Below are 19,796 nucleotides of genomic sequence, written 5' to 3' on the forward strand. Positions count from 1 at the left end.
TTCCGAAACCAGCGGGAAGGCGTAGCGCACCAGAGCGACAGCAACAGGCGATTGATAGCGGCGCTCATTTAAGCCACCCCCAGCACGCGGCGCAGTTCCGATACGGGCCACGCAAGGCGCCCATTGATGCGGATGCAGGGAACGGGGCCAGTCCCGGAATTCATCGCCCATGTGCGCAGGGTCTGCGGGCGGCGGTTCAGGTAGTAGGCAGCGGCGGCGGTGTCCACTGTTGGGCGAGTAATAGATTCCAGCGCGGCGAACTGTTGAGGGGCAGCGGTTTGCATGAGTCACTTTCCTTTCGGCTTGATGCCTGTTGAAGTAACTCAAGTGGATTTTTTGGGTACGTAACCCCGTCAAACCGGGTAGGTTGTCCAGCTCGCTCTCATAGGTGAACTGGGTATCAGTCCGGGTATGTTCCGGGTAAATCAGAGTTTGCGTTTGCCGTCTTTCACCAGTTGCTGACTCCATCCACCGGCTCGCCTTTCTGTGTCGCGTGCAACCCGTGCCTTGTTGATATCCTTTTTCATGTTGGAGCGGTCGACGCCTTCACGGTCTGCCACTCGCTGCAATGCCCCTCGCTTGCCTAGCTTTTCCTCGGCCTCAAACATGTCAAGCCATCGGTTGCGGCGGTCTTGGGTTGTCTCTCTCACCTCTGGCGTTGTCTGGGGCTCTGTGCGGGCTTCAATGGGCGGCGGTGGGGACGCCTGCGGCTCTGATGCCCCCAACGCACGAAAAACAAGCGGCGGCTTGCGCGACTCGCCCCATTCGTTCAGCCAATCTAGGTGAACCAGCCCCCCATCTAGTACGGCACCCATACGCCATTCAAGAGGACGCTTTGACGCGCTGTTTTCAACGACATGCAAGTAACCCGGATCACCGGGGGGCAGTGTGGCGGCTTGCTGCAAGTCCTTTTCGTAGTCCATCTGATCGAGAGCGCGAAACATGTAGTAGCTTCCCTGAGGGTCTGCGTCGGCCTCTTCCGTGTCTGGGCGCAAGGCTTCGGAAATTAGCTGCGGCAGCTTGCCAAAGCGGTAATAGCCGCCTTCAGCATCCGGCAGGACTACTTGAATTGGCTCAATTGTTCGTGTGGACATACAGCACCCCCTCAGTGCAACCCTGAACAAGAGCCCCAGCAGGCGGGCAGGGAAACCCGCTTTTCGGTTCGCGGGCCTAGCTGGGGCAAAACTGATTACGCGGCTTGCACCACGCGCAGCTTGCCCGACTCTGCCTGAGCATCAAACTGCACACCGGCTAGTGCCAGAATGTGCGCCTCTATGCACTCAAGGAAAGGGCGCAGAGCGTCAATGCTGCGAGGCCTGTAGCCCTCGGCGGTTGCGCTTGGCTTGTGCCCCATAACCTGCGCGATAGCCCCAGCAGGAGCCCCGGCAGCCTCTCCCAGCAGAGAAAAGGAACGGCGCAGCCCGTGGATTGTCAGGCCCTCGATTGCGGCGCTTTGCAGGGCTTTTGAGTGGCTGTTGCGAGTGTCTGTAATGCGCCCTGCCTTGCCGGTGCTGGCAAACACATACGGCCCCACCCTCGGCAGCGTTGCCAGCATTTGCGCCATGTAGGGGCTCAGGGGAATGGTTCGCGTTGTTTCCACCTTGTCCGCAATGGTCAACTTGCGCCACTGAAAATCCACGTTCGCCCATGTGAGGGCGGCCAGTTCTTCACGGCGGGCACCCGTCAGCAGCAATGCGCGCAGATAGGCGCTTGCGGTGCGGTTGCTCAGTTGCTCCACGCCAGCCCACCAGCCGGGCACCTGAGCGGCTTCTAGGGCGTCCGTGCGGCGGGTGTTGCTGGGTAAGCTCTCCACGATGGCGGCGGCCTTGCCTGCGTCACGGTCTGTCAGGTTTCGATACTCAGGGCGGGCAGCGCACCAACGCAGAAAGCCCCTGAACATCATCAAGGCGCGGGCGGCTTGATGTTTGCCTGCCACGGCCTCGCGGTCGTACCAAATTTTCAGCGTGTCCTCATTCACCCTCGCCAGCGGCAACGCCAGCAGGGGATACAGCGGCCCCGGCCTTGTCACGCCCTGCCCTCGCTTCTTCTTTTCGCCACCGGGCGCCGCCATCGCTTCCAGGTCGGCACGGTAACGGGGCTTCCATGCATCCCGGCGCTTGGGTTTGCCGTTCTCCAGATACAGCGGCCACACCTCGCCCACGGTCAGCGCCTTGGCAGTTGCGGCGGCCTTTGCTGCAGCCTTGTCCGCCTGCTGCTGGCGTTCCACCTCGCGGGGGTCGGTGCCACTGTCCACCAACACCTTTAGGTGTTGCGCCTCGCGCCGGGCTTTTTCAATCGACCAATCAGCGGCGGTGCCAATGTTCACGCGCAGGCTTGACCCATTCAGGCGCGACTCAAATACGTAGGTCTTTCGGCCCGTTGGGGTCACGCGCAACGCCAGAGCGGGGGCCTCGGTATCCCATAGAAAAGCCTGGGATTTGCCAGCGGGACAAGCAAAGGCGTCCACACGGCCAGCGGTCAATCTCACCCGGTTTTGTAGCTTGCTCATGGCGCCCCTGGGAATCTGTAGGCAATCTGTAGGCAAATTCAATAGAAATTGCCGAATTTCAATCAACACTTTTACTGGTTGCACATCCAGTAAATATCTCATAAGTTGTTGATTTTTATCGATTCTACCTACACCACTCAACAGAGGCAAATACAATCATCCCATCATTCGTAATGAGAAGGTCGGGTGTTCGATTCATCTCTCCGGCACCAAATGAAAGCCCCTGATTCGCAAGAGTCAGGGGCTTTTTACATGCGATTGATGTGCAAATCCTTGTTGCACTCCATCGTGACGCAAACGTTGTGACACCGGTCAGCAACGCCACCGACAAGACCAGGCAGGGCTCGCGACCATCCTGCGCCCAGCCAAGGTCAAGGCTTGGGATCCCTCTGCCCCTGTTGCGCGAATGCGAAGTCCGGCAGCGACAACGTGGCCTCGGCTACCTCCAGCAGGCGGCGGTTCTGGTCCATCGAGGTTTTTTGCAACACTCTGAAGGCGACCTCCTCGTTCATGCCAAGTCGGGCCATCAACACTCCTTTTGCGCGCTCTATGACCTTGCGCTCGTTGAGCGTGCGGCGCGCAGCATCCAGCTCCGCTTCCATGCTGGCCATGCGGGCCGTCTGGGTCTGCAGCAGTTCCATGAGAGATGCGGGTTCCCCCGCTTGGGCGCCACCCGGAGGTGCTGGCACCACAGTGGGCGCCAGTGCCATGTCAAAAAACCGATCCACGGCATGCGTACGCTGCGGCGGGTTGTCGCGCAGTCCGCGCAGCAGGCCTTTGGAGTCCTGAAGATCTTGCTGAGCTTCGAGGATGCGCGCTTCGCAGTCCGCTCGCAAGCGTTTGACGAGATCGACTTGGAGGTGCCACAGCGCATTGATGCGCTCGGAACAAACGTCGAACCAGATGTCACTGAGATCGCCGTCCAGCGCAGCGTCTGGCCGAGCCACACACAGCGTTCGGCGCAAGCGCTCCAACTTGGCCACACCGGGAGATAGCTGTTGTTGCTCCCATCGCACGCGCAGTTCTGGCTCGGCGAACTCGGCGAAGACACGCAGGCTACGCTCCTGCGCATCGATGAGGTGAATCACACGCTGCTGGTGCGCCTCGTTGCTACGGCCGGAGGCATACAGCAAGGCCCCCAAAGCCCGCTCCTGGCCCGCCTCCTCCTCCGCTTGCACGAGGTGCAGCAACGCCACCAGCAGGCGAGACACGCTGGGCAAACCCGCCGCATCGGCTACATGGAAAACCAACTCGATCAGCCCTGCAATGAGGTGGCTGTAAGCGGCGACAGAATCGTTGGCACTCATTGCCTGGCGTTCGATCTGGGTGCGCAGCGCTGGCAACGACTCCATCCCGAGCAGCGCCCATGCCATCAGCGACAGCGCCTTGGCAGTGGCGCCCTGTGCAGGCTCGATGTGCTGAGCAAACACTTCACGCAGCCGGGCCTCCAAGGGGCCCACCTCTTCGACCACCCGCAGGCGCATGTCGGCAAAACGCTGTGCCTTGGAGGCCAGGAAGGCCCCTGACGCGCCCCGCTCGCGCTGCAGGCCCTGGATCAGTTGCCCGATCACATCCACCAGTTCAGCCCGACTGGCCAGATGGCGCACAGCATCAATCTCCAGTTGCTTGGAACGCAGGACAAGGTTCGATACGGACAAGGGCGCCGCGAGGTCGGGCATGCAGGTTTCCTGGGTTGTTTAGGGCGCAGCCGAAGTGCCGCGACGTGGATGCGATTGTGTCAGGCTGCCGGCGCGCCAGCCACGCTGACACGACCACGTACGGCACGCACGCTGTAGGTGCGAACCGAATGCTCCGGCATTTCCAGGCATTCGCCGGTCTGCAGGTCAAAGTGGTTCTTGTACAGCGGTGAAGCCACCACCACGCGGCCGCTCAGGCTGCCGATCAGCCCGCGCGACAGCACACTGGCACCTGACTTGGGATCCACGTTGTCAATGGCGAAGAACTGGTCGCTGCCAGTGCGGAAAACCGCCACGTGGAGATCGGCGACCAGGGCGCAGACGCCTGTGTTGGGGAGGATGTCATCCACCGCACAGATGTCGGTCCAGTCGAGGGAATCGGTGCTGTTCATGGGGAGTGCACTCATGGTCTATTCCTTTCAGGCCGCCTGGCGGATGGGGATCACTCTGGCCGACGCGGGGCCACGCTCATCGGCGCGCGCCGGGCGGATCTGGCCGCGCTCTTCGACGAAGAGCACGTTCTCATCGGCCTGGTCGCTGTTCACGAACGAGCGGAAGCGCTTGCGCGTCTCGGGGTCGGTCACGGCCGCCTTCCACTCGCACTGGTAGGTGTTCACCACGTTTTGCATCTGCGATTCAAGCTCGGCGCACAGGCCCAGGCTGTCTTTTTGCAGCACGTCCTTGAGGTAGTCGAGGCCCCCTTCGAGGTTTTCGCGCCAGGTGCTTGTGCGCTGCAACCGGTCTGCCGTGCGCACGTAGAACATCAGCACGCGGTCGATCGTGCGCACCAGTTCTTCCTTCGTCAGGTCGGAGGCAAACAGCTCGGCGTGGCGTGGCTTCATGCCACCGTTGCCGCAGATGTAGAGATTCCAGCCCTTTTCAGTGGCAATGACGCCAATGTCCTTGCCCTGCGCCTCGGCGCATTCGCGCGTGCAGCCCGACACGCCGAACTTGATCTTGTGCGGGGCACGCAGGCCCTTGTAACGGTTCTCCAGTTCCACGGCCAAGCCCACGCTGTCCTGCACTCCGTAGCGGCACCACGTGGAGCCCACACAGCTCTTCACGGTGCGCAGCGACTTGCCGTAGGCGTGGCCGGATTCAAAACCGGCGGCGATCAGCTCTTCCCAAATCAACGGCAACTGTTCCACCCGCGCACCAAACATGTCCACGCGCGCACCGCCCGTGACCTTGGTGTACAGCCCATATTTCTTGGCCACCTGGCCCACGGCGATCAGGCCGTCGGGTGTGACTTCGCCACCGGGCATGCGTGGCACCACCGAGTAGGTGCCGTCCTTCTGGATGTTGCCCAGGAAGTAGTCGTTGCTGTCCTGCAGGCCGGCCAGCTCCTTCTTGAGCACAAATTCGTTCCAGCACGAGGCGAACACACTGGCCGCCACGGGCTTGCAGATATCGCAGCCCATGCCTTTGCCATGCTTTGCCAGCAGGTCCTCGAAGCTCTTGATCTGGCCCACACGCACCAGGTGGTAGATCTCCTGGCGCGAGTAAGCGAAGTGCTCGCAGATGTGGTTGTTCACGGCCATGCCACGGCGCGCCATTTCCGCCTTCATGACCTGGGTGACCAGGGGCACGCAGCCGCCGCAGGTGGCACCCGCCTTGGTGCAGGCCTTCATCTCGGCAATGGTGCACGCCCCATTGCCCACGGCCTCGCAAATGCCGCCCTTGGTGACGTTATTGCACGAGCAGATCTGTGCCGTATCAGGCAACGCCTCTACACCCAGTCCGGGCTTGGCCTTGTCGCTGGAGGGGAAGATCAGGAACTCGGGGTCATCGGGCAGCGTGATGCCGTTCAGGGCCATCTGCAGCAACGTGCCGTATTCGGAGGCATCGCCGATCAGCACGGCGCCCAGCAGCTGCTTGCCATCCTCGCTGATGACGATCTTTTTGTAGACCTGGCGACGCTCGTCCACGTACTGGCAGGTGCGGCTGTGCGGCGTTTTCCCATGCGCGTCGCCAATGCTGGCTACGTCCACGCCCATGAGCTTGAGCTTGGTGCTCATGTCCGCACCGACGAAAGCCGCGTCGGTCTCACCCGCGATGTGGCGGGCGGCCACACGCGCCATGTCGTAGCCGGGCGCGACCAGGCCGAAGGTCTGCTCGTTCCACGAGGCGCATTCGCCGATGGCGTAGACATCGTGGTCGCTGGTACGGCAGGCACTGTCAATGGCCACGCCGCCGCGCGGGCCAATGGCCAGCAGGCTCTGGCGCGCCAGTTCGTCTCGTGGGCGGATGCCAGCGGAGAACACGATCATGTCGGTCTCCAGCCAGGTGCCGTCGGCAAACACCATGCGGTGGCGCGCGCGGGCGCCATCGGTGATCTCCTGCGTATTGCGGCCGGTGTGCACCTGCACGCCCAGTTCTTCGATCTTGGCGCGCAGCACGCGGCCACCGCCCTCATCCACCTGAACAGCCATGAGCCTGGGAGCGAACTCGACGACATGGGTTTCGAGGCCCATGTCGCGCAGCGCCTTGGCGCATTCCAAGCCCAGCAGCCCCCCGCCCACGACCACGCCGGTCTTCGATTTGGCACCCGAGGCCTGCATGGCCTCCAGGTCCTCGATGGTGCGGTAGACAAAGCAGTGATCGCGGTCGCGTCCGGACACCTGGGGCACGAAGGGATTGGAGCCGGTGGCCAACACCAGCTTGTCGTAGGTGAGCACTTCGCCATCCGCCGTGGTCACGGTGCGGATGCGACGGTCCACCGATGCAGCGCGCGCGGCCAGGCGCAACGTGAAGCCGGTGCGCTCGAAGAAGCCGGGTTCGACCAGCGAAAGTTCATCGGCCGAGGTGCCACTGAAGAAGGCCGACAGATGCACCCGGTCGTAGGCAGGGCGCGGCTCTTCGCACAGCACGGTGACCTCGACACCAGTCATGCCGGTTTCGGCCAGACTTTCGAGGAACTTGTGGCCGACCATGCCGTGGCCAATGAGAACGATTTTCATGCTTGCTCATCCTGCAAGAACCCGGGGAACCGTTTCGAGGGGTGCAGGATGTGCCATGCCAGCGGCACAGCACACCCTCCGCGGAACCACGGGCGTGGGTTGGAACTACCAAGCGGGCGACTGCAAAAAAAGCCGCAACTCACTCGGGTGTTCCGCCATCATTAGCGGAGGGTATCGATCAGTCCGCAGGCAGCTTCACCAGCAGACACGGAAGGGGATCGCAATATTCATGCCGCACCATCCGAGGCCATGCCAAGCCCCTGTTGGCGGACCAGGTAGGGCCGACCGGATCGTTCTCTGGAGTACCGCCCTGTGGCGGAATGCATCAATGCAGTGCAGCACCTCACCAAATCAGGGCAATCACCCATACCGTTAGCGAGCTGCAAGGACTGGAGTCGCCAGGCTTTGGCAAAGGCTTGGGCGGTGGACACTTTGGAATCTTCCGATTCACCAAAGCATCTGCAGTGTCACCCTTGCAACCCACCTTGCCTTGCAGTCATCTTTTCATTTCCAAACAAAGCGAGCTCCGGCAGACTGGCACGGCAGGACGGAGGCGACTGGCAACCACCGAGCATCACGTTCATGAAGCACCGACAGCCCCAGCCCCCATCAATACCCATGACCCCACCAGCATGAGCACCAGTATGAACACCGACCGGAGAGTCAACACCGACAGACGCAACGGGCAGGACCGCCGACAAACAGAAAAAGGCCCTCCCAGCAACTACGAACGCAGGCGTGTCGTGGAGGCACGGCAACCGGAATTGACGGAGCTGCATCTGGACGAAGAAGAACTCAAAGCGCTGGGATTTATAAAAACCACATCCACGCCACAAAGCCCGACTTGATATCTGCGGTGCCCCACAAGCGCCTGAAGCCGGTTGCCCAAACCCACAGGGATACACCGTTGCCCCGCTTCAGGTCCGCCACTCAGCAGCGTCCTGTTTCAATCTCCGTGGAGCGCAAGCAGACGGTGCGCCACCATATCCAATGCAGGCCGGGTGTTGCCCTGCTTGTCCGTCCAGACTCTCGGTGTGATGCTGCCCGAAAGCGCGAGTGAATCCCCATCGCGCAGGTTATGAATGGCAGCGCAAACACCCGCCTCAAACGCAATCACATTCACAAAAAGCAACTCGCCATCCGCCGTGTTTGCACGCACCTTGGCCACAGTGAAAGGCTTTCCAGCCTTGTCGGTACGCTGCTCGGAATCACCGTAAAGCCTTCCGGCCACGAGTCCATCGATCATGAAAGTCCTCCGCCCCGGCGGGCCATCACCTGTTTTCGATCAGCACACAGCGCGCTCCCTGGCGGCCAGCCCGCACAACAAGCCCTAAGAGTGCAGCGGTCAGGAGGCATGGTACAAATCATTCAGGGATACCTCTGAGCGCCCTCTCAAGCAAAAAAGCCCAGAACCTTTCGGTTCTGGGCTTTTGCTATCAATGGTCGGCGTGGCGGGATTCGAACTCGCGACCCCTTGCACCCCATTCATTTTTGGGTAGATTTTGGTGGATTTCCGTGGATCAATAAAATCCTTTAAAAACAATAGGTTAAGCGATAAAATTAAAGAAAAGGAGTCCCAACAAATCCCCTACCATCCCATTTCTGGTGGACCCCTGGGTGGACCCCTGGAAGCTGGAGAAACTATGCGCTACCCAAAATCTGGCATTGGCCGGAAGTGGACGGTCATCGAGCTGAAAGCCATTGGTCCATCCTGGAAGGGCGAGGTCCTGAGCGACGGTGACGGCCTCAGCGGCCAAGTGCTGGCCGCCGCTGACGGCAGCGTTTCCATCAAGTTCCGCTACGGGTTCAAATGGGATGGCAAGAAAACATGGCACTACTGCGGTGCGTGGCCGACCGCGACGCTGGACGAGATCCGGACGAATCGAGACAACGCACGGAAAGCTGTACGGGACGGCATCAATCCCAATGACCAGCGGAAAGCTGTTCGCATCGAGAACCGCCTTCAAGTAGAACGGGTTATCGCAGAGCAGAAAAAACGGGACGCCGACAACATTACTGTGCAGTCCCTGTTCGACGCCTGGGTAACCGATGGCGTCAAGCGCGAGGACAACAACGCGGAAATCAAGCGTTCTTTCAACAAGGACGTTCTGCCCGCCATCGGCACCCTACCTGTGAAGGATGTGACGGAGCACCACATTCGGGCTCTGCTTCGAGCGATGGTCGATCGAGGAGTCAATCGGCTCGCCGTCATCGCCTCCCATGATCTCAAGCAGATGTTCGTCTGGGCGGAGGAGCGGCAGCCATGGCGGCGCCTGCTGCAGGAAGGGAATCCGACAGCCCTTGTGGCAGTCGAGAACCTTGTGGATGCCGACTACGATCTTTCCAACGAGGGCACCAGAACCCTTTCTCCGAAGGAAATCAGGGAGCTGCGTGACATCTTCGCTGCCATGCACCAGGCCTACGAAGCGGCTCCCGACAAGCGCCGGGCCAAGCGGCCTGTCTTGAAGGAGACGCAGTTGGCCCTCTGGATCAGCCTGTCCACGGCCTGCCGCATCGGCGAACTGCTCATGGCCGAATGGAAGCACGTGAACTTGGAGATCGGGGCGTGGTTCATCCCCAAAAAGAATGCCAAAGGGAAGCGCGGCAAGAAGCAGGACCAGGTTGTCTATCTCTCCGCTTTTGCGCTGAAGCAGTTCAAGGCACTCCACGAGCTGACGAAGGCCTCCAAATGGTGCTTCCCGTGTGCCGACGGGGAAAACCACGTGAACGAAAAGACAGTCAGCAAGCAAGTGGGCGACCGGCAGTGCCGCTTCAAGGACCGCAAGCCGTTGAAGAACCGGGTTCACGACGATACGCTGGTCCTGTCCGGGGGTGAAAACGGCAAGTGGACACCTCACGACATGCGAAGGACAGCCGCAACGATGATGCAGCATCTGGAAGTGACACCAGAGGTCATCGACCAATGCCAGAACCATGTGCTGGCGGGAAGCAAAGTGCGACGGCACTATCTGCACTACAAATACAGCAAGGAAAAGCGCGAAGCGTGGCGGCTCCTTGGAGAAAGGCTCACGGCAATCTTCGAAGGAAAGGACGAGGATGAATCGACCCGCGCGCCTGAAGTCGACATCGAGGCGCTTTTCATCCAATCGCTGAAAGAAGAGGCGGCTCTTGAGGCCCCGGCATGATCTCTTAAAAATGTGCGTATTCCGGCGATGCCGATCAGTCAATCCTGGAACGTGAGCACAGCAGGTCCGGCGAGCAATCGGCAGGATCGCTTCATGTCCCGCGCAAGCTGCCCCGGCAGCAGCCCGGCATCGAGCCCGCAAAGCGCCCTGACCACTACCTCAATAACCTGGTACGCATGTTGGACATGGAGATGCGCGCGACGGCGTTGCCGCTGCTTGCTGCTCGGCGGGTATTTGTATTTGGGAAACTATTGGGCCGGTAACTGCAGAGTCATTCGCAAGAGAAGCTCAGAGGTTTCATCTTTCGGTTCAGTCTTGCCCACTTGGGAATTGTTTGCACGAACGCTGGACACCACTTTCAAGTAGCTCGCCCCCGCAGCGAGCTGACTTTTTGCCGCGTCGATCAGGCCAAGCCTTGATGCAGGATCAAACATCAGCAACAACCCCAGGATCACAAGACCATTGAAAAAGCGCCGCTGCGCCACCTTGATGAAGGTGAGCTTCAGGTTAATGGTGTCGCGGTTGCGCCTGCCTTGCAGTAGCGACTGTTGGATCAGAATCTTTTGAAGGTTCTTTTTCTGCTCCTTGACTTGGACAATGTCCTCCACGCCTATGACGTGATAATTGGCGACTGCGAGGGTTTTGAGGGCCCAGTGGGCCGCGGTAATGAAGTAGATGACCGCCAGGATAAAGATGCCTGTCCACGCGAAACATCCCCAACCCGGAGAACAAGTCAACGAGGGCCCGGCGTTGCCGATAGCCCATGTCATCAATGGAATCAACGCGGCGACGGCAGCAAGGTAGGTCGTCGCCCGGGCTTCGGCTCCAGCTTTTCGTTTGTCTTCTTCATCCGTGATGCGCCTCGCCGCCTCGAGATACAAGGAGGCCTCGGCGTCACCTATGCCCTGCAGGTCCTGGATGCGCGCATCCAGTTCGCGGCCGTCCTGCTGAAGCTTAGCGAGCTCCGCAGGAGAGCACATTTCAGGCCGTGGCCAAATCGCCTGCAGTAGCTTGTTCATTCGCGATCTGCGCCAGCTCGGCCACGATGGCGGCGGCGATGGGATGCCCCGTCCGGGTCTCTATCCATGCCCACTGGCCATTCGGATTGATCTCAAGAAACCACAACTGCCCTTCAGGGTCCAAGACGAAATCCAGCGCTCCGAAGCGCAGGCCCAGGCTACGCGTCATAGCTATGCATTTCCGGGCGATCTCGGACGGAAGGACGTAAACGGAGTGCGCCAGGTCCGGCGCCGAAGTCTTGCGCCAGTCCACCTCCGTTTCAGGGTGGCCTTGGGAGTCAATAGTTACGGCAAACACCCGATCCCCAACAACCGTGGCGCGCACGTCATATCGTTTCTTGATTTCCCGTTGAAGTATCAGTGGGCAGACCCTGATGGAGAGAGGGTCGGTTTGCGCATCGATGTGGACGCGGGAGGTGAAGACGACCCTGTCGGTACGTTGCCCCTTCACGACAGCGTTTCTCAGCGGTTTGCCGACAACCCTTCTTTCCGCGGCAAACGCCTGTGCAGCAACCGGAGAATTGCCGATCAGCGTCTCGGGTATCAGAAACCCGAGCCTCCGGGCAACAGTTAACTGCCTGATCTTGTCCTCAGCAAGCGCTATCGCGTGAGGGGCATTGAGCCAGCGATCCCCGACCGCCCAATAGAGCGATTGCAATGTCGCTTGCCACTCTACGGCAGCGTAAGCCTGTTCGGCCTCGTGAATGTCCGAAAGCGGCTCGGGGGTGCCTGGCCTCCGAAAGTACGCAGCCTTGACACGAGACAGGTCGAAAGACACCCCTTGGAGATCGAAATGCCAAGCATCGTCTACTTCTGGCCGACAGTAGAAGGCACCTTTCGGGAGTTCTTCCGTATTGAGCCTCAGGTAGGCGAGCCCCTTGCGTTGAAGCTCAAGTACGATGAAATCGCTCGTTAGGTCCCTTTGGCTGGTGACGATGAGAATCATGGCCTACTTCAGTCGTCGCGTTCCATGTTGGCAAACGTCTTCGTAGTGAGCCCCAGCAGGTGCGCATTCCGGTCCTGGTCATCCTGCTCCGCCTCGGCCTTTGTTTTAGTTTGCAGTTCCAGCAAGGAGGGCTCGGAACTGTCGTCCCGCTCCAACTGTGCCTCGGTTTTCGTGGTCAGCTCAGCCAAATTCGCCAGCGCTTCGACGATTGGCGCCCCCTCCATAAGCCATACATGCCGTTGTCCACAATAGGCCCCCGGCAACTGGGCGTTACCGGTGCGCTCAATGGACGCTGCGGTGAGCAGCGGGCTAATCCGCCCCCTTGGCGGCGGTTGCAATTGGGGCTCTGTCATGTTTTCTTCCCGGAAACGATGCAGCAAAAGGCTCAAGCCTCTATCTTATTCGTAGCAGGGAGAAACATCGACCGGATCGTTTCCTCTGTCTCCCACGCCCATCGGGCGGTCACTTATGCGATGCCATCCACTCCTGCCGCACGGGTGCTACGCGCGGACAGTGGCAACGCTCAGTCCGCTGCTGCGGTCGCCAGGGACCAGGCCCAATCCGGCTTCCCAGGATACTGGCTGCTGTCGCTAGGCACCGCGCCAAGGCGCTTGAAAAAGCGTTCATGCGCCTCGGAGTACGCGCGCTCGCTGAACACAATGGTCTCGGTTTCAAACTCATCCCTCAGGGCACTTGCGAGGCCGCGCGCAATTGCAAGACCAAAACCCTTCCCCACAAATTCGGTTTCAACCGCGAAGTGCTCCACCACTGCGGTCTTGCTGTCGCGCAAGCGCCACTGATGAACATAGGCACCCTGCCTCCCGTTGATCCTTATGTACAGATCCGGGGTGGAAGCTCTGGCGCTCTGCAGTAACCCGATTCCCTCGTGCTGCTGATAGAGGCAGGCGTATCGGACAAACCGGTGCTCCAACGCTTGCCTTATCACGTCGTCGTCCAGCATGGGATCTAGCTTTGCAGATCGGCGCGACCATGGCATGTTCCAGCCCACAGCGTTTCCTTCGTGGTTTGCGGATTCCGATCATTCCATCCAGCGGCGCGGCCCCACGGCTCGGCCGCAGGGCTAGATCACTGGACGGTTCTGATCGATCTGCCATTCATAGATCCCGGCCGCCTCGACGACCCGGACCTTGTCCGAAGCCTTTAACGTGCCCCCCAACTGGCTCCCGATGTCGTGCTGCATGGCTAGGCTGTGCTCGGCCTGCTTGAGCAGAACCCCGCCTTTCACCACACCGATGTTTGTGACCTTGATGAAGAACTTCTCCGCAGCCCGCGAGCCATGTAGACTCACTGGCACTACATCAGTCGGCTTCAGTTGCCCATACTGGCTGCCAAGCCCATAGAGCGTGACCTCCCGGCGTCCGTGCTGAAGCCGCGCATGCGTGGCCGCATCAAGGGTAAGGGCAGGGCCACTGTGGACCGTGCCAAAACTGGGCGCGGAAAATCTGTCGGGAAAGACGGCCTTGCGGGTCAGCCCCTCCAGCGGGATGTTAGTTTCCATGCAAAGCTGACCCACAATTTCCATCGAATTCTGACCCACCCTTTTGCGTGAACTTCATGCTCACGTTGTGGATAAGTTCTTGGTTGTCTTCTCCTTTTTGGTGGATGCTGGCGGTTGTGGCTGCTGAGCCGAACTGTTCTTGAACCGGTAGCTGTCGTTGCCCGTTTCCAGAATATGGCAGTGATGCGTGAGCCGGTCCAGCAGTGCCGTGGTCATCTTGGCATCTCCGAACACATTGGCCCACTCGGCGAAGCTCAGGTTCGTGGTGATCACAACGCTGGTGCGCTCGTACAGCTTGGACAGCAGGTGGAACAGCAATGCTCCTCCTGAAGTGCTGAACGGAAGGTACCCCAACTCATCCAGGATCACCAGGTCAGCGTAAGCCAGTCGGTGTGCGATCTGCCCGGGCTTGCCCTGGGCCTTCTCCTCTTCCAGTGCATTCACCAGTTCCACCGTCGAGAAGAACCTGACCCTTCGGTGGTGGTGTTCGATGGCTTGCACCCCCAGTGCTGTGGCGATGTGGGTCTTGCCCGTGCCTGGCCCGCCCACCAGCACGACGTTGTTGGCCTCTTCCAGGAACTCGCACCGGTGCAGCTGGCGCACCAGGGCCTCGTTCACCTCGCTGTGGCTGAAGTCGAAGCCTGTGAGATCCCGGTAGGCTGGGAACTTGGCCACCTTGAGCTGGTATGCCACCGAGCGCACCTCCCGTTCGGCGGTCTCGGCCTTGAGGAGTTGGGCCAGGATGGGCTGGGCTGCCTCGAATGCGGGGGCGCCTTGCTCGTCCAGCTCGTTAACGGCATGTGCCATGCCGTGCATCTTGAGTTCACGCAGCATGATGACGATGGAAGCAATGGCGGGGTCATGACGCATGGCGCACCTCCCTCAGTTGGTCATAGCGAAGAACATTGGCTTGGGGTTCCACGGTGAGCCGCAGGGCTTGTGGAGACGTCACCGGCGCTGGGGCGGGCTTGCCATCGAGCAGTCGGTGCAGGACGTTCAGGATGTGGGTCTTGCTGGGAGCGCCAGCTTCCAGGGCCAGCTCCACCGCCGAGAGCACTGCCTGCTCGTCGTGATGCAGTACAAGGGCCAGGATCTCCACCATCTCCCGGTCGCCGCCTGGCTGCTTGAGCAAGGTGGCCTGCAGGCGTTTGAACGCCGGCGGCAGCTCTAGGAAGGGGGCACCATTGCGCAGGGCTCCAGGCTTGCGCTGAAGCACCGCTAGGTAGTGATGCCAGTCGTAGACCGTCTGGCCTGCGCCATGGTGGTTGCGCTCGATCAGGCGCTGGTGCTCACAGACGATCTGGCCTTCTGCTGCGATCACCAGGCGGTCGGCGTAGACGCGCAGGCTCACGGGGCGGTTGGCGAATGGCGCCGGCACGCTGTAGCGGTTGCGCTCGAAGTGGATCAGGCAGGTGGGAGAGACTCGCTTGGTGTGCTCCACGAAGCCGTCGAAGGGACGCGGTACTGGCATCAGTGCTGCCCGTTCCTCGGCCCAAACGTCCGCGACAGTGCCAGGCAGCTTGCCGTGCTCGATCTCGTGCCACAGGGCCACGCAGCGCTCCTGAAGCCACGCGTTGAGCTCCTCAAGCCCGGGGAATGGCGGCACGACCTGCCACAGCCTGTGACGGGCATCGCGCACGTTCTTCTCCACCTGACCCTTCTCCCACCCGGAGGCCGGGTTGCAGAACTCGGCTTCGAACAGGAAGTGGCTCACCATGGCTGCAAAGCGCGCGTTCACGTCGCGCTCCTTGCCTCGGCGCACGCGATCCACGGCGGTGCGCATGTTGTCGTAGATGCCTCGCCTGGGCACCCCACCGAACACCGTGAACGCATGGTTGTGGGCGTCGAACAGCATCTCGTGCGTCTGCAGCAGGTAGGCCCGCAGGTAGAACGCCCGACTGTGGCTGAGCTTGAAGTGGGCCACCTGCAGCTTGGTGCGCACGCCCGCGAGCACTGCCCAGTCTTCGCTCCAATCGAACTGGAAGGCCTCGCCGCAGCCGAAGGTCAGGGGCACGAACGTGCCGCGGCCGGTGGTCTGCTGGGCTGTCTGACGCTGCTCGTGCCAGAGCCGGGCAAAGGCGGCGACCCGGTTATAGGAGCCGGTGTAGCCCAGCGCCTGCAGATCGGCGTGCATCTGCTTGACGGTTCGCCGCTGCTTGCGAGATCGGCCCGCTTCGGTCTTGAGCCAGCCGGCCAGCTTCGGGGCGAAGGGGTCGAGCTTGCTGGGGCTGACGCGTTTGGAGTAGTGCGGCTCGTCGGCGTCGGCGCGCAGGTGTTTGCGGATGGTGTTGCGCGAGAGGCCGGTGCGGCGGGCGATCTCGCGGATGGACATCTGCTCTCGCAGGGCCCAGCGCCTGATGACACTCAGTGTTGCCACGTCTATCACTCCTGGTCTCCTGCTGCTCAACAAAGCAGCAGGTTAGGGTTAGTACGTGGGTCAGTTTTAGATGGACATCCTGGGGGTTAGTGGGTCACTTCTGGATGGAAATCAACACTGCGCTTCGCAACGAGTTCACGTGGCTCGTGACCACGAGCCCTCGAGCCTATGAAGCCACGTCTAAAGTTCTTGGCCATGTTCCGCGCGTGCTCATAACCCCTGGCTTGCATCCCGAGTTGGCTGAAAGCCGCGCTGGCGAGCTCCCTCAACTGCTTAAGCAAATGGCGCTGGTGGCAGCAGTGGGTGAAGTCGGCATGGATGGTTCCCACCGCTTCAAATCTAGCCTGTCAACACAGAGGCAGGTGTTTGATGCCGTCGTGTCGCGAAGCAGGGAGCTCGGCGGCAGGGTCCTAAGCATCCATTCGCGAGGTGCTGTCAGAGAGGTTTTGCCTATTCTGCTCAAGTACCCCGGATTCGGCACCGCTGTACTTCACTGGTTTACTGGGACCATCGCAGAGATGGACGCTGCGTACAAAATGGGGTGCTGGTTCAGCATCGGGCCTGCCGCGTTCGAGAGCGCGGCAGGTCGCGCTCTCGCCGCTAAGCTCCCACGCGACAGAGTCGTCCCCGAAAGTGATGGACCGTTCGCCAAGGAGAATGGTGTACCTCTTCAGCCGTGGAGTATGGGAAGAACGGCACAACTGTTCGCCCCGCATTGGGAATGCACGGAGCACGAAGCATTGGTAACGCTAAAGGCCAACGGGAAGAGGTTGTTGTGCGCAATGGGCTGGACGTCTTAGCGAGTTGCCAGAAGCGGACGGCCTTTCCGGAGAGTTTAAAGCCAGCTCCTGGCCATAGCAGTTGTCCACCACAGCAGGTGAGTGGCAGCAACCAGCCTGAAGCGGCCCACGTTAGCCTTAGCGGCGGGAGTGCAGCGGGAGCGGTCTAACACTTCATCGAACTCGCCTCCCAATAGCAATCCTTCAACTGGGCTGCTGCCGGTTTCGATGACACCTTGTTAAGGTGGAAGATGAAACCGGAGGTGGTTCATGGAGAGAAGAAGGACATTCAGCCGCGAGTTCAAGCTCGAGGCGGTCAGGCTGGTCACCGAGCGTGGCGTGGCTGTGGCCCAGGCAGCCAAGGACCTGGACGTTCACGAGAACGTGCTGCGCAAGTGGGTTCGTGAGTTGCGAGAGGAGCCCCAGGAGGCGTTCCCTGGCAACGGCAAGCAGAAGGCCCAGGACGCGGAGATAGGTAAGCGGGTGGTGAACCCATCTTGAGCCGGTTCGCCAGATAGGGCATCGTGTACACGAAGGAGATCGTGGACACGATGCTAAGAGAGTCGACACTTGAAGTCCCCAAGCGCCGGGCATACAGTGCGCAGTTGAAGGCCCAGGTCCTGCAGCAATGCTCACAGGAGGGTGCGTCGGTTTCGGGTGTAGCGCTCAGCCACAGCCTCAACGCGAACATGGTCCACCGCTGGATCCGAGAAGAGCGCCAGCGCGTTCTGGTCGAAGCGGCTGAAGCATCCGGCCAGCAGTTTGTTCCACTCCAACTGCAGGATGCTACGGTGATCGAGGCTGAGGCCGCCACAACTCCCGCGTCATCTGAGGCGGGTCGTTCGAGCAGTGCAATCCACATCGAGGTGCGCCGTGGATCGGCTGTCGTCGCCATCAACTGGCCCACCGACTGCGCTTCGTCCTGTGGTGTCTGGCTGCGCGACTGGCTTCGATGATCCGCATCGACGCCGCCTGGCTGGCCATTGCCCCTATGGACATGCGAGCTGGCACGGAGACGGTACTCGCTCGCGTGGTCATCGTCTTTGGCGCTGCCCATCCCCACCATGCCTATCTGTTCGTCAACAAGCGCGGCAACCGTTTGAAGGTGCTCGTGCACGACGGGATCGGGGTCTGGCTGTGCGCTCGCAGACTGCACCAAGGACGCTTCGTGTGGCCGATGCCAGGAGGCGCACACCAGCTCTCGATCAGCCAGGCACAGCTGAGTGCCCTGGTACTCGGCCTGCCATGGCAGCGCCTTGGCGACGATGGCGTCATCGCGCTCGTTTGAGGTGATGGTGCGCCTCTGGCAATCCGGGCATTCGACAGTGCAAAGCTGCCCCGATATCCAGCACACTGCCAAGCCATGGTGGTGCAGTCGCAATCCCTGGATGGTCTCAGCGCAGTGCAGCTGCGCGAGCTCACTGTCCGCCTAACCGCAGAGGTCAAGCACAAGCAGGCGTTGATCGACAAGCTCACCCACGAGAACGCACTGCTCAAGCGCATGAAGTTCGCCGTGCAGTCGGAGCGCTTCGATGTCGAGCAGTTCAGCCTGCTCGACGACGCTGCCGCTGAGTACGTGCAGAGCGACGCAGACACCCCGGTGGCGCAGACCATTGCCCATAGCCTCAGAACGCAGCCCAAGCGGCAATTACTCCCGCCTCAGTTGCCACGCCGCGAGGTGCTACACGAGCCCGAATCGACCGTGTGCCAGTGCGGTTGTCAGATGAAGCGCATTGGCGAAGACATCGCAGAGAAGCTGGACTACGCCCCAGGCGTGTTCACAGTGGAGCGCCACATCCGCGGCAAGTGGGCATGCAGGAAGTGCGAGCGGCTGGTGCAAGCGCCAGTCGCCGCGCATGTCATCGACAAAGGCGTTCCAACCGCCGGCCTGCTGGCGCATGTCCTGGTGGCCAAGTTCGCCGACCACCTGCCCCTGTACCGCCAGGAAGCGATCTTCAGCCGTGCAGGCTATGCGGTGCCTCGCTCCACGCTCGCGCAGTGGGTCGGCGCCTGCGGAGTTCAGCTGCAGCCTGTCGTAGATGCACTGCGCTCCGAGGTGCTGACCCATCCAGTGCTTCATGCCGACGAGACACCTGTGGCGATGCTCAAGCCCGGAGCAGGCAAGACTCACCGTGCCTACCTATGGGCCTACGCACCAGGTGCGTTCGAAGACACCCGAGCAGTGGTCTACGACTTCTGTGAGAGCCGTGCCGGGGCGCATGCGCGTTCGTTCCTGGAGGGTTGGCAGGGAAGTCTGGTCTGCGATGACTTCTCCGGCTACAAGGCATTGATGGCCCAGGGCATCATCGAGGTCGGTTGCCTGGCCCACGCCAGGCGCAAGTTCTTCGACCTGCATGCAACGAGCAAGAGCGTCGTGGCAGAGAGCGCGCTGCTGCAATTTGGCAGGATCTACGAAGTCGAGCGAGACTTGCAAACCTCAACTGCGGCCCAACGCCTGCGCCAGCGGCAATCTCACGCCAAACCCCTCCTCGACGCTCTTCATCTGTGGATGCTGCAAGTGCGACAGAAGGTGCCGGAAGGATCGGCAACTGCCCGGGCTCTTGACTACAGCCTGCGGCGCTGGGAGGCTCTGACGCGGTTCGTTTCAGATGGTCGCCTGCCGATCGACAACAACCACATTGAGAACCAGATCAGGCCTGTCGCCATCGGTCGCAATAACTGGCTCTTTGCGGGCAGTCTACGAGCTGGCCAGAAGGCGGCCGCTGTCATGTCGCTCGTCCAGTCGGCACGACTTAATGGGCACGATCCCTATGCATACCTCAAGGACGTGAACCGCCCCGGGTTTCGTGGAGGCCGGTTGGTTTAAGTCAGACCACCACCATG

At 60.9% G+C, this 19,796-nt stretch carries 20 protein-coding genes and 1 pseudogene; 7 read left to right on the forward strand and 14 right to left on the reverse strand.

Going from position 1 to position 19,796, the window contains the following annotated elements:
- Positions 1-68: 68 nt before the first annotated feature.
- The 6 genes from ACODS0_RS04940 to nirB all read right to left on the reverse strand — a co-directional run bounded on the left by ACODS0_RS04940 (position 69) and on the right by nirB (position 7,166).
- Positions 69-284, reverse strand: a complete 216-nt coding sequence (locus tag ACODS0_RS04940) for a hypothetical protein (protein ID WP_488833217.1) — start codon at positions 282-284, stop codon at positions 69-71.
- Positions 285-425: 141 nt separating this feature from the next.
- A complete protein-coding gene (locus ACODS0_RS04945; protein WP_488833221.1) occupies positions 426-1,094 on the reverse strand; it encodes a hypothetical protein in 669 nt (222 codons plus the stop codon).
- A 95-nt stretch (positions 1,095-1,189) separates the two neighbouring features.
- The gene (locus tag ACODS0_RS04950; protein ID WP_488833269.1) at positions 1,190-2,509 is read right to left on the reverse strand and encodes a tyrosine-type recombinase/integrase; all 1,320 of its coding nucleotides are present in this window, start codon (positions 2,507-2,509) and stop codon (positions 1,190-1,192) included.
- Between the two features lie 371 nt (positions 2,510-2,880).
- Complete coding sequence (locus tag ACODS0_RS04955) at positions 2,881-4,188, reverse strand: nitrate- and nitrite sensing domain-containing protein (protein WP_488833222.1); 1,308 nt, start codon at positions 4,186-4,188, stop codon at positions 2,881-2,883.
- 59 nt (positions 4,189-4,247) lie between these two features.
- Positions 4,248-4,613, reverse strand: a complete 366-nt coding sequence (gene nirD, locus ACODS0_RS04960; protein ID WP_228897937.1) for a nitrite reductase small subunit NirD — start codon at positions 4,611-4,613, stop codon at positions 4,248-4,250.
- A gap of 12 nt (positions 4,614-4,625) precedes the next feature.
- The gene (gene nirB / locus ACODS0_RS04965; RefSeq protein WP_488833225.1) at positions 4,626-7,166 is read right to left on the reverse strand and encodes a nitrite reductase large subunit NirB; all 2,541 of its coding nucleotides are present in this window, start codon (positions 7,164-7,166) and stop codon (positions 4,626-4,628) included.
- 644 nt (positions 7,167-7,810) lie between these two features.
- Here nirB and ACODS0_RS04970 point away from each other — a divergent pair.
- Entirely contained in the window at positions 7,811-8,014 is a 204-nt protein-coding gene (locus ACODS0_RS04970) for a hypothetical protein (protein WP_488833227.1), read from the forward strand.
- A 98-nt stretch (positions 8,015-8,112) separates the two neighbouring features.
- Here ACODS0_RS04970 and ACODS0_RS04975 read toward each other — a convergent pair whose 3' ends face one another.
- Entirely contained in the window at positions 8,113-8,412 is a 300-nt protein-coding gene (locus ACODS0_RS04975; RefSeq protein ID WP_488833231.1) for a single-stranded DNA-binding protein, read from the reverse strand.
- Between the two features lie 397 nt (positions 8,413-8,809).
- Here ACODS0_RS04975 and ACODS0_RS04980 point away from each other — a divergent pair, with 397 nt between their 5' ends.
- A complete protein-coding gene (locus ACODS0_RS04980; protein ID WP_013722268.1) occupies positions 8,810-10,312 on the forward strand; it encodes a tyrosine-type recombinase/integrase in 1,503 nt (500 codons plus the stop codon).
- 248 nt (positions 10,313-10,560) lie between these two features.
- On the opposite strand, the gene ACODS0_RS04985 is transcribed toward ACODS0_RS04980, so the two are convergent.
- The 7 genes from ACODS0_RS04985 to istA all read right to left on the reverse strand — a co-directional run bounded on the left by ACODS0_RS04985 (position 10,561) and on the right by istA (position 16,182).
- Positions 10,561-11,331: a hypothetical protein gene (locus ACODS0_RS04985; protein ID WP_227468462.1), complete on the reverse strand. Its 771-nt coding sequence runs from the start codon at positions 11,329-11,331 to the stop codon at positions 10,561-10,563.
- Entirely contained in the window at positions 11,294-12,277 is a 984-nt protein-coding gene (locus tag ACODS0_RS04990; RefSeq protein ID WP_013722270.1) for an MvdC/MvdD family ATP grasp protein, read from the reverse strand. The genes ACODS0_RS04985 and ACODS0_RS04990 overlap by 38 nt, the downstream gene beginning before the upstream one ends.
- Positions 12,278-12,285: 8 nt before the next feature.
- Entirely contained in the window at positions 12,286-12,666 is a 381-nt protein-coding gene (locus ACODS0_RS04995; RefSeq protein WP_488833235.1) for a hypothetical protein, read from the reverse strand.
- A gap of 134 nt (positions 12,667-12,800) precedes the next feature.
- Positions 12,801-13,238, reverse strand: coding sequence for a hypothetical protein (locus ACODS0_RS05000; RefSeq protein WP_013722272.1), 438 nt, complete (start codon positions 13,236-13,238; stop codon positions 12,801-12,803).
- A 120-nt stretch (positions 13,239-13,358) separates the two neighbouring features.
- Complete coding sequence (locus tag ACODS0_RS05005) at positions 13,359-13,796, reverse strand: hypothetical protein (RefSeq protein ID WP_488833237.1); 438 nt, start codon at positions 13,794-13,796, stop codon at positions 13,359-13,361.
- Between the two features lie 60 nt (positions 13,797-13,856).
- On the reverse strand, positions 13,857-14,666 hold the full coding sequence (gene istB, locus ACODS0_RS05010; RefSeq protein ID WP_488833239.1) for an IS21-like element helper ATPase IstB: 810 nt from the start codon (positions 14,664-14,666) through the stop codon (positions 13,857-13,859).
- On the reverse strand, positions 14,656-16,182 hold the full coding sequence (gene istA, locus ACODS0_RS05015; protein ID WP_419475270.1) for an IS21 family transposase: 1,527 nt from the start codon (positions 16,180-16,182) through the stop codon (positions 14,656-14,658). The genes istB and istA overlap by 11 nt, the downstream gene beginning before the upstream one ends.
- A gap of 95 nt (positions 16,183-16,277) precedes the next feature.
- On the opposite strand from istA, the gene ACODS0_RS05020 reads away from it, so the two are divergent.
- The 5 genes and pseudogenes from ACODS0_RS05020 to tnpC all read left to right on the forward strand — a co-directional run bounded on the left by ACODS0_RS05020 (position 16,278) and on the right by tnpC (position 19,779).
- Positions 16,278-16,973: a TatD family hydrolase gene (locus ACODS0_RS05020; protein ID WP_488833242.1), complete on the forward strand. Its 696-nt coding sequence runs from the start codon at positions 16,278-16,280 to the stop codon at positions 16,971-16,973.
- A 249-nt stretch (positions 16,974-17,222) separates the two neighbouring features.
- Positions 17,223-17,432 (forward strand): annotated as a pseudogene (locus tag ACODS0_RS05025) (transposase); the annotation flags it as partial.
- A 71-nt stretch (positions 17,433-17,503) separates the two neighbouring features.
- Positions 17,504-17,908 carry an IS66-like element accessory protein TnpA gene (gene tnpA, locus ACODS0_RS05030; RefSeq protein WP_488833272.1) on the forward strand — a complete coding sequence of 135 codons (405 nt, stop codon included), beginning with the start codon at positions 17,504-17,506 and terminating at the stop codon, positions 17,906-17,908.
- Complete coding sequence (gene tnpB, locus ACODS0_RS05035) at positions 17,905-18,240, forward strand: IS66 family insertion sequence element accessory protein TnpB (protein ID WP_444825658.1); 336 nt, start codon at positions 17,905-17,907, stop codon at positions 18,238-18,240. Before tnpA ends, tnpB begins: the two co-directional genes overlap by 4 nt.
- A 78-nt stretch (positions 18,241-18,318) precedes the next feature.
- Positions 18,319-19,779, forward strand: coding sequence for an IS66 family transposase (gene tnpC, locus ACODS0_RS05040; RefSeq protein ID WP_488833273.1), 1,461 nt, complete (start codon positions 18,319-18,321; stop codon positions 19,777-19,779).
- The last annotated feature ends 17 nt before the right edge of the window (positions 19,780-19,796 follow it).

The organism is Acidovorax sp. FG60 (genome assembly GCF_057808995.1).

Excerpts from the sequence above, each read along its gene's own strand:
- ACODS0_RS04940 (WP_488833217.1), bottom strand. The coding sequence starts at position 284 with ATGCAAACCGCTGCCCCTCAACAGTTCGCCGCGCTGGAATCTATTACT.
- ACODS0_RS04945 (WP_488833221.1), bottom strand. The coding sequence starts at position 1,094 with ATGTCCACACGAACAATTGAGCCAATTCAAGTAGTCCTGCCGGATGCT.
- ACODS0_RS04950 (WP_488833269.1), bottom strand. The coding sequence starts at position 2,509 with ATGAGCAAGCTACAAAACCGGGTGAGATTGACCGCTGGCCGTGTGGAC.
- ACODS0_RS04955 (WP_488833222.1), bottom strand. The coding sequence starts at position 4,188 with ATGCCCGACCTCGCGGCGCCCTTGTCCGTATCGAACCTTGTCCTGCGT.
- nirD (WP_228897937.1), bottom strand. The coding sequence starts at position 4,613 with ATGAGTGCACTCCCCATGAACAGCACCGATTCCCTCGACTGGACCGAC.
- nirB (WP_488833225.1), bottom strand. The coding sequence starts at position 7,166 with ATGAAAATCGTTCTCATTGGCCACGGCATGGTCGGCCACAAGTTCCTC.
- ACODS0_RS04970 (WP_488833227.1), top strand. The coding sequence starts at position 7,811 with ATGAACACCGACCGGAGAGTCAACACCGACAGACGCAACGGGCAGGAC.
- ACODS0_RS04975 (WP_488833231.1), bottom strand. The coding sequence starts at position 8,412 with ATGATCGATGGACTCGTGGCCGGAAGGCTTTACGGTGATTCCGAGCAG.
- ACODS0_RS04980 (WP_013722268.1), top strand. The coding sequence starts at position 8,810 with ATGCGCTACCCAAAATCTGGCATTGGCCGGAAGTGGACGGTCATCGAG.
- ACODS0_RS04985 (WP_227468462.1), bottom strand. The coding sequence starts at position 11,331 with ATGAACAAGCTACTGCAGGCGATTTGGCCACGGCCTGAAATGTGCTCT.
- ACODS0_RS04990 (WP_013722270.1), bottom strand. The coding sequence starts at position 12,277 with ATGATTCTCATCGTCACCAGCCAAAGGGACCTAACGAGCGATTTCATC.
- ACODS0_RS05000 (WP_013722272.1), bottom strand. The coding sequence starts at position 13,238 with ATGCTGGACGACGACGTGATAAGGCAAGCGTTGGAGCACCGGTTTGTC.
- ACODS0_RS05005 (WP_488833237.1), bottom strand. The coding sequence starts at position 13,796 with ATGGAAACTAACATCCCGCTGGAGGGGCTGACCCGCAAGGCCGTCTTT.
- istB (WP_488833239.1), bottom strand. The coding sequence starts at position 14,666 with ATGCGTCATGACCCCGCCATTGCTTCCATCGTCATCATGCTGCGTGAA.
- ACODS0_RS05020 (WP_488833242.1), top strand. The coding sequence starts at position 16,278 with ATGGAAATCAACACTGCGCTTCGCAACGAGTTCACGTGGCTCGTGACC.
- tnpA (WP_488833272.1), top strand. The coding sequence starts at position 17,504 with ATGCTAAGAGAGTCGACACTTGAAGTCCCCAAGCGCCGGGCATACAGT.
- tnpB (WP_444825658.1), top strand. The coding sequence starts at position 17,905 with ATGATCCGCATCGACGCCGCCTGGCTGGCCATTGCCCCTATGGACATG.